Source organism: Flavobacterium sp., assembly GCF_031423415.1.
Lineage (GTDB): Bacteria > Bacteroidota > Bacteroidia > Flavobacteriales > Flavobacteriaceae > Flavobacterium.
In genome coordinates, this window is the sequence record NZ_JANPFL010000119.1 from 15495 (window position 1) to 27643 (window position 12149).

The following is a 12149-nucleotide window of genomic DNA, read 5'->3' on the forward strand; positions in this document are numbered from 1 at the left end:
TTGAGACTATGAAAACATTGACGCTTAACATCCCAGATAGTTTAGACTTAACCAATCGAGAATTGGTTATGCTTGTTGCCTCAAGATTGTACGAACAAGGAAAACTTTCGTTAGGCCAAGCTGCCGAACTTGCTGGTGTAACAAAACGCACGTTTGCTGAAGTATTGCATCAGTACAATGTTTCAATATTCAATTTCCCGCCCACAGACTTATCAAGCGACGTTGAAAATGCATAAGACAATAATTTCTGATACGAGTTGTTTTATCATTTTATCAAAAATCGAAGAACTCGATTTGTTGCAAAGGGTATATGGACAAATCATAACTACATTAGATATTGCTGAGGAATTTGGGGAAACACTTCCAGAATGGGTAATTATCGAAAATGTTAGCGATAAATCTAGACAACGTATTCTCGAACTACAAATTGACAAAGGAGAATCAAGTGCAATTGCTTTAGCTTTAGAAATACCAAAAAGCACTTTAATATTAGACGATTTTAAAGCTAGAAAAATTGCGCAACAACTCGGAATTTCTTTTACTGGAACAATTGGAGTTATTATTAAAGCCAAATTAAAAGGAATAATTCCTTCAATTAAACCGTATCTTGAAAAAATTAAACAAACTAATTTTAGAATTTCAGCAGAAATAGAATTACAAGCTTTAAAAGAAGCCAAAGAACTCTAAAAAGTTCAAAGCTGCTTAAATACCCTAAATCTCAGTACTAGTTTTTCAAGCTTGTTCATTTCTTTTTCCTAAATTCGTTTTTCGGTTTCGTACATAAAAATTTCTATAAGGTGCTAGCAGCTTTAATAGCGCAATGTTAATAATCATTGCATAGTGCCAAACTCAATAGTAAAGACCAACAAACCAAATATAGCAAATGAAAAAAATAATAGTAATAGCTGGTGCGACAGGAAATTTGGGTGGCAAAATTGTTGCTGCCTTACTAGTTAAAGATGTTGAAGTGAGGGCAATTGTTCGTCTAGAAACCGATCTGAAAAAAATAAAAGACTTAGAACAAAAAGGGGTCAAAGTATTTCAAGTCGATACAACTAATCCATCTGAGATTTCAAAGCATTGTATTGGAGCACATTGTTTTGTATCGGCTTTGGCGGGATTAAGAGAAACGATACTTGACACTCAAAAAATATTTTTAGATGCTGCCTTTGCGGCAAATGTGCAACGATTTATACCCAGCGACTACTCTAGTGATTTTACCAATTTGATAGAAGGTCAAAATAGAAATTTAGATTTCAGAAGAGAATTTCACAAGTATCTTGAAAAAATGCCTATCAAAGCCACAACCATTTTTAATGGTCCTTTTATGGATTTATTGACCACCGATATGCCTTTGATACTCTTCAAACAAAAACGTATTTTATGTTGGGGTAACCCCGATCAAATCATAGAATTTACGACTACTTATAACGTGGCTGAGTTCACAGCTGAAGTAGCAATCGACGACAACACACCACGATATTTAAGAATTGCAGGCGATAGACTTTCTTGTAACGACTTTGTAAAATTGCTTACGGAACTCACCACTAAAAAGTATAAACTATTGAGACCTGGCGGTATTTCTCTTTTGAATTTTATTATCCGAACTACACGATTTTTTTCTCCTTCTAAAAACGAACTTTATCCAGCTTGGCAAGGGATGCAATATATGCGGGATATAATGGAAGGCAGAATTATTTTCCAAAAGTACGATAACAATACCTATTCGAACATAAAGTGGACATCTGTAAAAGAATTTTTGATCAAGGAAAAAGTTATTAGTAAATAGAAAGGAAACATGGAATTATGCACTAATTGATAATATTAAATCGTAAAATCTGCACTCGAAAAACCCTTTACTTAAGGACGTTGAGTTCGCTTGAGCTCTAGTCAAAAATCGCAACTAAAAAATCATCTTTATGAAATATATAATTCTATCAATCGTATTCTCACAAATTTCATATTCGCAAATTTCAAAATTCAATTATACTTCTATTATCGAACGGGAACGCGACAAGAAAGAGATAGCACACTATATAGATATTGCTGACACTTTTAAAAAATGCGAGTTCGTTGTCGCAGTAGATGAAGATAAAAAAACAATAACAATATCACGTAAATATATTTCTCCAAAAGGTGAGGCTATCGATGAATTTGAAAATTATAATTTTGTAAAAAAGGAAATTGTTGATGGAAATGCATATATGTATTATTCAGTCGATTTTGTGAATAAAAGTTATGTCGAATTTATGATTGGAATTGAAAGAACATATATTTTTAAAAATTGTGATGGATTTTATGGCTGTCAAAGATCAACTGAGCTTACGAAATAAATGAAACTGCTGACAACACTTGCTAAAACTCACGGCTAGGTTTTCGGTATATTGTTCGTTTCTTTTTCATAAATTCGATCAGCGGTTTTTTTTAAAAAAGTGTTCCATAAGCCGCGACGAGCTCTACCACGGGAACATTAGTAGTATTTTAAATTACTCGAAATTATGAATGACTTTTATAAACAACCCTTATTTCTGCAATGGATGGAAGCAATTTTCATTCTTGTAATTGGCTTTTTTCCTGCGCTTGTTATAATTGAGCTGACATACGATCAACCTGCGTTTAGCTTACTTTTTCTTTTGTATATACCCGTTGGGCAGTTTTCAAACACACCAATTTTCAAACTTACGCGTGTTTATAAATATTACTCTCCCATGTTGCTTGGTTATATGGCAAACGAGGTTCAGATAGACTTACATAGCGGCACTAGTTTTGACTATCTCTTTGTAATGAGAAAACACAAAGCTGGAATTGAATTTAGAAAAACACTATTGACGTATCATCTGCAAGGTTTGTTATATATTATTTCGCAAATAGAAAATGATGCTGTGCCAAATACGGTAAATATAGTAGGGACATCGTATTTTTTTAATGAACGAACTTTGAATAAAGTTGGATTTGAAATTGAAACGCCATCACTATTTTACAGACTAAACTTATTTGCCAATGCAATTGACTTGATATGGATGTATTCTCTTTCGCAAGGAAAGTTGTCAATGCCCAAGATATGGCAAGCTAAAAAAGCTAGCATTTCAGGAAGTCAATTAGTAGCAAATAAAGAGGTAATTGAACTACTTTACAACAGAATGATATCAAAGTTTTTTCCATGAATGCCATCGGCCATAAAATTGCCAATTTTCAATAAATCGTTGTCTCCCGAAAGATAGATGTGGGCTAGGAAATTCATTCGACTAAAGTAAGGATTTTTATCCAAATGGAACAATAGTAAAAGTACTGTACGCTATTATGCAAAAGAAATTGCTCGAAGAGCTGCTCAAACCTTCCAAAGCTTGAAAGTATGTTTACCACAACTCTTTGAAACCTCACGAAGGTAGCTTCAGGTTGTCCGAATAACTTTTCAGGCTATCCGAAGATTGTTTAAGGCAATCCGAAGAACGTTTAAAGTTGTCCGAAGAACGTTTAAAGTTGTCTGAAGATCGTTTCAGGCATTCCGAAGATTGTTTCAGGCATTCCGAAGACCGTTTCAGGGTATTTTTTATACTTCTTAGCACCCCTAGCGTTCTTTTTTGGCCGTTTTACCTTTTTAGGATATCAAATGATACTTTTATAAAATCCTGTATCACTTGTTGAATACTCGATTGAAAATGAATTTTAATAATGCACTTGTTTTTGAAATTGATATAAGTGTGACGAATGTTTATTGTTGATTGCTTTATGAATATTTTTATATATTTGTTCAACAATAAAGCGAAACAAACGTCTGTAATATAATCGATTTTGGGCTTATATAGGAAGGGTTGTTTTGGATATTAATGAGTTAACAAATATTTTAAAAAAGGTCCTACAGTTAATCTATTATGCAAAATGAAAAATAAATTATTTATCTTACTTTTATTATTTGGATTTTATTCCAATACTTACGCAACAAGATATTATGTAAATTCGACTGCCACCGGTAATGGTAGCGGTTTGACTTGGAATAATGCTTTCACGGATTTACAAACTGCATTGAGTGTAGTAATTTTTGGTGATGATGTTTGGGTTGCTTCTGGACAGTACAAAACAACTACTTCAACAGATAGGACTGTTTCATTTGTTCTCAAAGATGGTGTAAATATTTATGGAAGTTTTGCCGGTACAGAAACTAAGTTAACTGAAAGAAATATAGTCTCAAATCCAACAACATTAAACGGAGATATAGGACAAACGGGCGAAGTTAATGACAATACTTACAATATTATTAGAGGTAATAATATAACATCAAATATCATTTTAGATGGTTTTAGAATTAGTAATGGCAACAGTAGTGATGCCAGTTATAGAGGTGGTGCCATTAGTTATAGTAATTCATTAAGTGGTAATCTTTTTGTAAATAACTGCTATTTTTATTCCAATAGAGCTGCTACTTATGGAGGTGCGATATACATAAGACAATCTAAAATGACTATCGAAGATTGTGAGTTTAGAAACAATCAAACAACATCAGGAGGTGATGGCGGAGCAATTTACACACTGAATGATGGAAATTACTCCTCTTTGACTATTAAAAAAACGAAATTCATTGGTAATACAAGTCGCATTGGTGCTTGTTTGGCAAACACTTCTCCTTATCAAAATTTAATTATAGACCAATGTGAATTTACCAATAACACATCACAAGTAAACATCATTTCTTTGGATACTTTTTACAAAGCTACAATAGTAAACTCCTACTTTATAGGCAATACTGTAAATGATTTCACTGCAAATTTATTGTACGTAAATCATTATGCAAATGATACAACTGAGGATTTTGAAATGGTAAATTGTACGATAGTGAACAATTATAACATTTACACAAATACGATTCAAAGTGAAATAATTAAATTGGATAAACCCTATTATAAAGTAAGAAATTGTATAATTTATAGAAACACACCCTATTTAGGCCGACAATTGACTTTAGGTCATACTGTTGCTAATTGTCTTATAGAAAATGGTTATTTAGGTGGAACTGCAATAATGAACTCAAATCCTTTGTTTGTTAATCCAAACCCAACATTAAATTTAAATTTTGATGCAAATACTTTTGATTATAATTTAGCTAGCAATTCTCCTTGTATAAATGTTGGTAATAACAGTTTTGTTAATGCTTTGTATAATTTAGATTTAAATAATACTAACAGAATTCAAGGTACAACAGTTGATTTAGGATGTTATGAATCTAATAGTGCTCTATCAACGAATGATATCAATAATGAAATAGAAAGTTTATTTTATTTTGATTATTTAAACAACACCTTAAATTTTGGAACTATAAATAAATTTTACAACAAAACACTTAGAATATATGATGTTAGTGGCAGAATTGTTAACAGCTATTTGATTGATAATTCCAAAATGAATTTAAAATTACTTAGTGGAATTTATTTTGTCAAAATAGAAAATTATAAAGCAATTAAAATATTTGTTAAATAAAGAAAACCATTTGCCAAACAACATCGATTTCTTACTCAGGCTTTGTTAATCTTGCCGCCAAAAATAGTATTGTTGAAACCGCAAAAAGATTATACAAATATCACTAATCAATTATTATATTTGTGCTTTTCTGAAATCTAAAATCTGCACACGAGTCCAAAGAGCGAACTGGCGAAGCAATCTAAAATCTAAAATCTAAAATCAAATGACTTTAATAAAATCTATATCTGGAATTCGAGGAACTATTGGTGGAAAAGTAGGGGATAATCTAACTCCAGTTGATGCTGTAAAATTTGCTTCGGCTTATGGAACTTGGCTAAAAGCGGGAAGCGGGAAGTTAGAAGCGGGAAGAAAATTGAAAGTAGTGGTAGGAAGAGATGCCCGTATTTCTGGCCCAATGATTCATAATTTGGTTGTTAATACCTTGATAGGTTTGGGAATTGATGTTATCGATTTAGGACTTTCAACAACTCCAACTGTTGAGGTTGCTGTTCCATTAGAAAATGCCGACGGCGGAATTATTCTAACGGCTTCGCACAATCCAAAACAATGGAATGCCTTGAAATTATTGAATGAAAAGGGGGAATTCTTGAATGGAATCGAAGGGGAAAAAATTCTCCAAATTGCCGAAGCCGAAGCTTTCGACTTTTCGGAAGTGGATGATTTAGGCGAAATCACTATAAATGACGCTTATATGGACATTCATATTGATGAGGTGTTGAACTTGCCTTTGGTTGATGTTGATGCGGTAAAAGCTGCAAAATTTAAGGTAGTTGTTGATGGTGTAAATTCATCTGGAGGAATTATTATTCCAAAATTATTAGAATTAATGGGCGTTGAAGTCATAAAATTATACTGTGAACCTAACGGACATTTTCCTCATAATCCAGAACCTTTGAAAGAACATTTGACTGATATTTCAGAATTGGTAGTCAAAGAAAAAGCCGATTTAGGTGTTGTGGTTGATCCCGATGTCGATCGTTTGGCATTCATTTGCGAAGACGGCGAAATGTTTGGCGAAGAATATACTTTGGTGGCTTGTGCCGATTATGTTTTGGGGAAAACTCCAGGCAATACGGTTTCGAATATGTCTTCGTCACGAGCTTTGCGTGACGTAACGAATTCGCATAACGGAAATTATGAAGCCAGCGCAGTAGGCGAGGTGAACGTAGTGGAATTAATGAAGAAAAATAATGCCATCATCGGTGGTGAAGGAAACGGAGGAATTATTTATCCTGAATTGCATTATGGACGTGATAGTTTGGTAGGAGTGGCTTTATTTTTGACCCATTTAGCCAATAAGAAAATGAGTGTTTCGGCTTTGAGAGCTTCGTATCCAGAATACTATATGAGCAAAAATAAAATCGAATTGACACCACAAATTGATGTTGATGGGATTTTGATAGCGATGACAGAGAAATACAAAAACGAGAACATTACTACGATTGATGGGGTGAAAATTGATTTTGCCGAAAATTGGGTGCACCTTCGCAAATCAAATACTGAACCGATTATTCGTATTTATACCGAAGCGGCAACGCAAGAAAAAGCCGATGGTTTAGCATTGAGAATTATTGCTGAAATTAGGGCAGTAGTGGGGATTTAAAGACTAATTTTTAGACGAATCACCCTTTTGGAATTAATTTTCTGAAAGGGTTTTTTATTGTAAACGTATTTCATTCTGTTTGATTTTTACCATTGAAATACTAATCAAAACTGACAATATCACAAATAATACTGAAGATGATTCAATAGTTTCAAAATTCAATCCTCTTTTTTCTAATGGTTTCGGGAGTAAATCTCCATAGGTTGCTCCAAAAGGTCTTGTAAATACTAATGCCAACCAGAATAAAGCAATATGTGTAATTTTAGTAAATCTGCCACTTGAAATCTGCCATCTGAATCTTCAAACTATCTCTTGTGTTTCCAGCGTTTGTGAGTCCAAAGATAATATTCTGGAGCTTCATAGATTTGTTGTTCTACTAGTTTCAGAAATTGATCAGTGATTTCGTAATCGGGTACATTTTGAGCATTTTCCGAAAGAATTTCAAAGTTTGCTTGATAATAGCCCCGTTTTACTTTTTTCACTTTCAAAAAGACAACATTCATATCATATTTTTTCGACAACATTTCGGCTCCAGTATGAGCGGGGACTTCAATGCCCATAAATTTTTGCCAATGAAAAGCGGATTCAACCTTAGGAGATTGATCGCTCGCAAATCCATAAATTGAAAGAAGATTATTTTTTTTGTTATTTATAATTGTAGGAACGGTTTCTTTGGTAGTAATGAGATAGGCTTTAAATCGAGATCGAATATTGCGAACGAGTTTATCAAAATAGGGATTCGCAATTTTTTTATAAATGGCGTATCCGCTAAATGTTACATAAGCATTCATCGAAATTGCCCATTCATAACTGGCATAATGCGCCATCATCATTGCAATACTTTTATTTTGTTCTTCTACTTTTTGATATACTTCGAGATTGGTAAATGAAAAACGCTCACCAATTTCTTTTTTCGAAATGGTCATTGTTTTAATCATTTCTAAGAACATATCGCACAAATGTCGGAAAGATTTTTTTTCTATAATTAATCGTTCTGCGTCTGATAATTTAGGCAGTGCCAATGCTAAGTTTTCACGAACCGTTGCTTTTCGGTAACCAATGATATAATAAACGATGAGATATACAAAATCAGAAAGCAGATACAATAATCGAAACGGCAACATCGAGATGCACCATAAAAATGGGTAAACAATAAGGTAACTGATTAAACGCATCAACTAAATATTTTCGACAAATATAATTCAAATAAATCGTTCAATCCTTAGTTTAGAACTCTTGATGCATATTATAACCATAAATATTAATTAGATTTACATTTTTAAAAACATCAAAATTATTTATGAGCACCATTTTAATTATTGTCGTGACTGTTTTATTTAGTTATAAAGGATTTAATGATTTACAGTTTTTTCGAAAATATGAATTTCACATTGGCAGTATAAGAACTGGTGATCAAATCCGAATGTTTTCTTCTGGTTTTTTGCATGCAGATATCGGGCATTTATTTTTCAATATGTTCACTCTTTATATGTTTTCACCTGTTGTGGTAAACTACTTTGGAGAGGCTTCTCTTTTCTTGATTTATATGGTTAGCCTTGCTTCTGGTAGTTTGTTGACGCTATTAATGCACAAAAATGAGTACAGTTATCGTGCCATTGGCGCATCAGGAGCAGTGACTGGAATTATTTATTCGGCAATTTTATTGCAACCGGATATGATGTTGGGGTTGTTTTATGTAATTCCTATTCCTGCCTATCTTTTTGGGATCGGCTATTTATTGTATTCTATTTATGGAATGAAAGCCAAAAATGACAATATTGGTCATACGGCTCATTTTGGAGGCGCAATTGGAGGATATTTAATTACAATTATAAAAGAACCATCAATGCTTACAGAAAATACCTTTATGGTGTTGCTTTTGTTAATTCCAATTGTAATTCTTTTTGTTCTAACGAAATTCGGGAAACTATAATTGGCACAAGATTTGAATACAAAATTTGAAAATAATCTAAACTTTTAAAAATGAAAAAAACACTATTGATGCTTGCCTTGTTATTTATGGCAACGTCTTATGCGCAAGAACTAAAACAAATTCCAATGGTTAATGTGTCTGGAGAAGGAAAAGTAAAAATTGCACCAGATCAGGCTTTAATTTCGATTTCGTTGGAATCCAAAGGCATAAAAGCCGATGATGTAAAGCTGGAAAACGACAAAAAGATGGATGCTATTTTGAAATTCATCAAAAAATCGACTATTGCTAAAGAAGATTACCAAACGCAAAGAGTTTCTTTAAACCCAAATTATGATTACGAAAAAAAGAAACACAGTTATATTGCTACTCAAACATTGCAAATATTATTGAAAGATTTATCCAAATACGATACTTTGATGGAAGGGTTGGTTAATGAAGGAATTAACAGAATTGACAACGTAGAATTCAAATCTTCAAAAATGCTACAATTGCAGTCCGATGCCCGAAAATTGGCTATTAAAGATGCAAAAGCAAAAGCTGAAGATTTTGTTTCTGTTTTAGGGCAAAAAGTGGGTAAAGCAATAGTGATATCAGATAATTCACAAAGTTATATTCCACCGCCGAGAATGTATGCAATGAAAGCATCAATGGCTATGGACGAATCGACTCCAAAAGAAACCTTAGCTATCGGAGAAATAGAAATCACGTCAAATGTAAGTGTGAGTTTTGTATTGGATTAAATTGTTGCATAAACTGAATTAAATCAAATAAGTTCTGAAATCTTCAGGACTTTTTTTGTGATAAATTTTCTAATTTACAATGACTAAAACGAATTCCTAAATTAACAGATTATGTTCAATGATTTTAAAAAAGTAAACCTTTTATAAAATTAAAAATACATTTTTAATGAAGCGAACTTCTTAAAAATGTGTTATTTTTTGTGGTGAGAGCAGGATTGACTTCGTCCTTCCTGCAAAGCTACGTTTTGAAAATATATCAAACAAAAAAACGCTCAAGTGAACTTGGCGTTTTTCTTCATTGATATATTTATTCGTGGGGAGAGCAGGATTCGAACCTGCGAAGTTCACACAGCAGATTTACAGTCTGCCCTCGTTGGCCGCTTGAGTATCTCCCCGAAACCTATTGTTATCAGGCTAAGCGGTTGCAAATATAAAAACAGTTTTTAGGTTTCCAAACATTATTAGAACTTAATTTTAAATTGATTTTTAATACGTTGGAATTGAATAAAATAAAAAAAATCTCCACGAAGGAGATTTTTTTATTGATCTTTATCTAGCAATTATTTAGACAATAGCGATGCAATTGTTGACCGAAGTTCTTTGCCTTTTAAATTTTTTGCGATTATTTCTCCCGAAGCATTAAGAATAAAAGTTGAAGGTAATACCTGCACTTCATATTGAATTGCAATCGGCTCAGCCCAAAATTTTAAGTGCGAAACCTGAGTCCAAGTCAACTTGTCTTTAGCGATAGCTTGTTTCCATTTCAATGCATCTTTGTCTAAAGACACTCCTACTATGTTCAATCCTTTAGTATGAAACTCTTTGTATAAAGCTACCATATTTGGGTTTTCAGCGCGGCAATCACCGCACCAAGAGGCCCAAAAATCTACAATAGTTACTTTTCCTAAGCTTTCTTTCAAGCTAACGATTTTACCTTCTGGATTTTTTGCTGAAAAATTAGAACTTCATTTACTTGCTGGAGCTTGAACTGGTGGTGCTGCACTAGCTCCAACAGATGGTGTTTTTCTTTCTTTGATTTTTAACTCAATCGCTTTACCTGGTTTTGTCTTTTTTAAAGACTCCTCAAGACCAGCATACATTTTTTCAATTTTTTGAATATCAATCGATGGATCATTAGACATTCCTTGTATAATCAACACGCTGATGAAAGATTTAGGATGAGTTTCAGCGTAAGTATCATATTTCTTTTTAGATTGAGCATTTACACCTTCTTGAAGAGTGCTATATTCCTTCATTAATTTGTTGATTGTCGCTGTATCATTAGTTTGTTGAGCTTGCGTCATCACGGGGGTATTTTTCTTTTGAAAATTCATCAACTCTTTTTGAATAACCATAAGCTCTTCATTGAATTTTACAAATTCATCATTATTGTATGTGCCTGAAACTTTAGATTTGTTGATACTATCCTTGTTAATTACGATAGTTATATCTCCGTTTTCTAGTATAAATGGGAATTTTCCTTGCACTCCTTCAACTTGCAACATGTGAAAAGAAGGTTCTATGGATTTTCCCGTTATTTCAAATTTTCCGTTTTCTACTTTTACTGTGTCAATTGGTATTAATCCCATCCCAGCAGCATCTTGCGATTCTAAAATTATGGTTTTACCGTTTTCAATTCCTGTTGCTGTTCCAGATATGGTGTACTTGGTTTTGCTACAAGAAATTAAAAAAACAGTAGCGGACAGTAATAAAATTAATTTTTTCATTATAAATTAGTTAAATGATTTAAGTCAGCAAAAGTATTTAAATTATTAAAATATCTATAATTTTATAACTTAAATTTTTGTTATAATTAATATGGGAATAATTAGTTGGAAAAAATGTTATTTGATACAGAAAAGAAATAGCTTATCAATACAATCAATACAGATTTGCAAGAATAAAAAATGGACCGATTAGTTCAAAATAGAAGAGTCTTTTGATTCACATTCCTGAATATTGTATTCAGCGTGATCAATTTCATTTATGGTAATTTTAATATCTAAATTTACTGTTCTAAGTTCTTTATGCAAAATAGCACTAGATTCATTCAGTTTTAGCTTGTCATTTATTTCATCTCTTTGTTTTTCTAGTAGTTCTAAAACTTCTTTTGCCTTGCTGCGTTGCGATTTATATAATGTACAAAGATCGTTCATAGGATGAGTTTCTTATTTTTTACAGAGGCTAACGTACTCAAAATAAATCTTCTATACAATTCTTGTTTTGTTTTATCGACATAAAACAAAAAAACACCCCTGAAATAGACTGAACCCAAAAGTTTGGACAAATTTATAATTAATTTTGATAATAATGAGTTCGATATTGTATCGGGCTCATTTTGTTTAAATTTGACTTGATTCTGTCATTATTGTAATAATTTATATATTCATTTATTTCC

Annotated in this window: 14 protein-coding genes, 1 tRNA gene and 2 pseudogenes; 9 read left to right on the plus strand and 8 right to left on the minus strand. The window is 32.5% G+C overall.

Annotated elements, in window-relative coordinates:
• Positions 1 to 8: 8 nt before the first annotated feature.
• From RMO83_RS10240 to RMO83_RS10260, 5 genes are all read left to right on the plus strand, one after another.
• The gene (locus RMO83_RS10240) at positions 9 to 236 is read left to right on the plus strand and encodes a UPF0175 family protein (RefSeq protein ID WP_310559587.1); all 228 of its coding nucleotides are present in this window, start codon (positions 9 to 11) and stop codon (positions 234 to 236) included.
• A complete protein-coding gene (locus RMO83_RS10245; protein WP_310559588.1) occupies positions 229 to 687 on the plus strand; it encodes a DUF3368 domain-containing protein in 459 nt (152 codons plus the stop codon). The genes RMO83_RS10240 and RMO83_RS10245 overlap by 8 nt, the downstream gene beginning before the upstream one ends.
• 196 nt (positions 688 to 883) lie before the next feature.
• The gene (locus RMO83_RS10250; protein ID WP_310559589.1) at positions 884 to 1789 is read left to right on the plus strand and encodes an NmrA family NAD(P)-binding protein; all 906 of its coding nucleotides are present in this window, start codon (positions 884 to 886) and stop codon (positions 1787 to 1789) included.
• 130 nt (positions 1790 to 1919) lie between these two features.
• Complete coding sequence (locus tag RMO83_RS10255; RefSeq protein WP_310559590.1) at positions 1920 to 2333, plus strand: hypothetical protein; 414 nt, start codon at positions 1920 to 1922, stop codon at positions 2331 to 2333.
• A gap of 165 nt (positions 2334 to 2498) precedes the next feature.
• Positions 2499 to 3164, plus strand: coding sequence for a hypothetical protein (locus RMO83_RS10260; RefSeq protein ID WP_310559591.1), 666 nt, complete (start codon positions 2499 to 2501; stop codon positions 3162 to 3164).
• Here RMO83_RS10260 and RMO83_RS10265 read toward each other — a convergent pair.
• Positions 3146 to 3241, minus strand: a pseudogene (locus RMO83_RS10265) (DUF479 domain-containing protein); the annotation flags it as partial. The gene RMO83_RS10260 and the pseudogene RMO83_RS10265 sit on opposite strands and share 19 nt — an antisense overlap.
• A gap of 638 nt (positions 3242 to 3879) precedes the next feature.
• Here RMO83_RS10265 and RMO83_RS10270 point away from each other — a divergent pair.
• Together RMO83_RS10270 and glmM are read left to right on the plus strand one after the other, a co-directional pair.
• Positions 3880 to 5472 (plus strand): choice-of-anchor Q domain-containing protein, encoded by a 1593-nt coding sequence (locus tag RMO83_RS10270; protein WP_310559592.1) that lies wholly within the window; start codon positions 3880 to 3882, stop codon positions 5470 to 5472.
• Positions 5473 to 5677: 205 nt separating this feature from the next.
• A complete protein-coding gene (gene glmM, locus RMO83_RS10275; protein WP_310559593.1) occupies positions 5678 to 7078 on the plus strand; it encodes a phosphoglucosamine mutase in 1401 nt (466 codons plus the stop codon).
• A 54-nt stretch (positions 7079 to 7132) separates the two neighbouring features.
• Here glmM and RMO83_RS10280 read toward each other — a convergent pair whose 3' ends face one another.
• Positions 7133 to 7315, minus strand: coding sequence for a hypothetical protein (locus RMO83_RS10280; RefSeq protein ID WP_310559594.1), 183 nt, complete (start codon positions 7313 to 7315; stop codon positions 7133 to 7135).
• Positions 7316 to 7383: 68 nt separating this feature from the next.
• On the minus strand, positions 7384 to 8253 hold the full coding sequence (locus RMO83_RS10285; protein ID WP_310559595.1) for a lysophospholipid acyltransferase family protein: 870 nt from the start codon (positions 8251 to 8253) through the stop codon (positions 7384 to 7386).
• Positions 8254 to 8378: 125 nt separating this feature from the next.
• Between RMO83_RS10285 and RMO83_RS10290 the strand changes: the two genes are divergently transcribed.
• Both RMO83_RS10290 and RMO83_RS10295 read left to right on the plus strand, forming a co-directional pair.
• Positions 8379 to 9011: a rhomboid family intramembrane serine protease gene (locus tag RMO83_RS10290; protein WP_310559596.1), complete on the plus strand. Its 633-nt coding sequence runs from the start codon at positions 8379 to 8381 to the stop codon at positions 9009 to 9011.
• A 50-nt stretch (positions 9012 to 9061) separates the two neighbouring features.
• Positions 9062 to 9751: an SIMPL domain-containing protein gene (locus tag RMO83_RS10295; RefSeq protein ID WP_310559597.1), complete on the plus strand. Its 690-nt coding sequence runs from the start codon at positions 9062 to 9064 to the stop codon at positions 9749 to 9751.
• A gap of 314 nt (positions 9752 to 10065) precedes the next feature.
• Here the strand turns inward: RMO83_RS10295 and RMO83_RS10300 are convergent.
• The 5 genes and pseudogenes from RMO83_RS10300 to RMO83_RS10320 all read right to left on the minus strand — a co-directional run.
• A tRNA-Tyr gene (locus tag RMO83_RS10300) sits at positions 10066 to 10146 on the minus strand.
• A gap of 165 nt (positions 10147 to 10311) precedes the next feature.
• A pseudogene (locus RMO83_RS10305) lies at positions 10312 to 10698 on the minus strand (TlpA family protein disulfide reductase); the annotation flags it as partial.
• Between the two features lie 18 nt (positions 10699 to 10716).
• A complete protein-coding gene (locus RMO83_RS10310; protein ID WP_310559598.1) occupies positions 10717 to 11478 on the minus strand; it encodes a DUF4369 domain-containing protein in 762 nt (253 codons plus the stop codon).
• Positions 11479 to 11667: 189 nt separating this feature from the next.
• Positions 11668 to 11907, minus strand: a complete 240-nt coding sequence (locus RMO83_RS10315; RefSeq protein WP_310559599.1) for a hypothetical protein — start codon at positions 11905 to 11907, stop codon at positions 11668 to 11670.
• 139 nt (positions 11908 to 12046) lie between these two features.
• Positions 12047 to 12149, minus strand: a 103-nt coding sequence (locus RMO83_RS10320) for an IS3 family transposase (protein ID WP_310558274.1), incomplete at its 5' end; no start/stop codon positions are given.

What these genes read in the sequence shown, in the direction of transcription:
- RMO83_RS10240 (WP_310559587.1), top strand. Translation starts at nt 9, where the DNA reads ATGAAAACATTGACGCTTAACATCCCAGATAGTTTAGACTTAACCAAT.
- RMO83_RS10245 (WP_310559588.1), top strand. Translation starts at nt 229, where the DNA reads ATGCATAAGACAATAATTTCTGATACGAGTTGTTTTATCATTTTATCA.
- RMO83_RS10250 (WP_310559589.1), top strand. Translation starts at nt 884, where the DNA reads ATGAAAAAAATAATAGTAATAGCTGGTGCGACAGGAAATTTGGGTGGC.
- RMO83_RS10255 (WP_310559590.1), top strand. Translation starts at nt 1,920, where the DNA reads ATGAAATATATAATTCTATCAATCGTATTCTCACAAATTTCATATTCG.
- RMO83_RS10260 (WP_310559591.1), top strand. Translation starts at nt 2,499, where the DNA reads ATGAATGACTTTTATAAACAACCCTTATTTCTGCAATGGATGGAAGCA.
- RMO83_RS10270 (WP_310559592.1), top strand. Translation starts at nt 3,880, where the DNA reads ATGAAAAATAAATTATTTATCTTACTTTTATTATTTGGATTTTATTCC.
- glmM (WP_310559593.1), top strand. Translation starts at nt 5,678, where the DNA reads ATGACTTTAATAAAATCTATATCTGGAATTCGAGGAACTATTGGTGGA.
- RMO83_RS10285 (WP_310559595.1), bottom strand. Translation starts at nt 8,253, where the DNA reads ATGCGTTTAATCAGTTACCTTATTGTTTACCCATTTTTATGGTGCATC.
- RMO83_RS10290 (WP_310559596.1), top strand. Translation starts at nt 8,379, where the DNA reads ATGAGCACCATTTTAATTATTGTCGTGACTGTTTTATTTAGTTATAAA.
- RMO83_RS10295 (WP_310559597.1), top strand. Translation starts at nt 9,062, where the DNA reads ATGAAAAAAACACTATTGATGCTTGCCTTGTTATTTATGGCAACGTCT.
- RMO83_RS10310 (WP_310559598.1), bottom strand. Translation starts at nt 11,478, where the DNA reads ATGAAAAAATTAATTTTATTACTGTCCGCTACTGTTTTTTTAATTTCT.
- RMO83_RS10315 (WP_310559599.1), bottom strand. Translation starts at nt 11,907, where the DNA reads ATGAACGATCTTTGTACATTATATAAATCGCAACGCAGCAAGGCAAAA.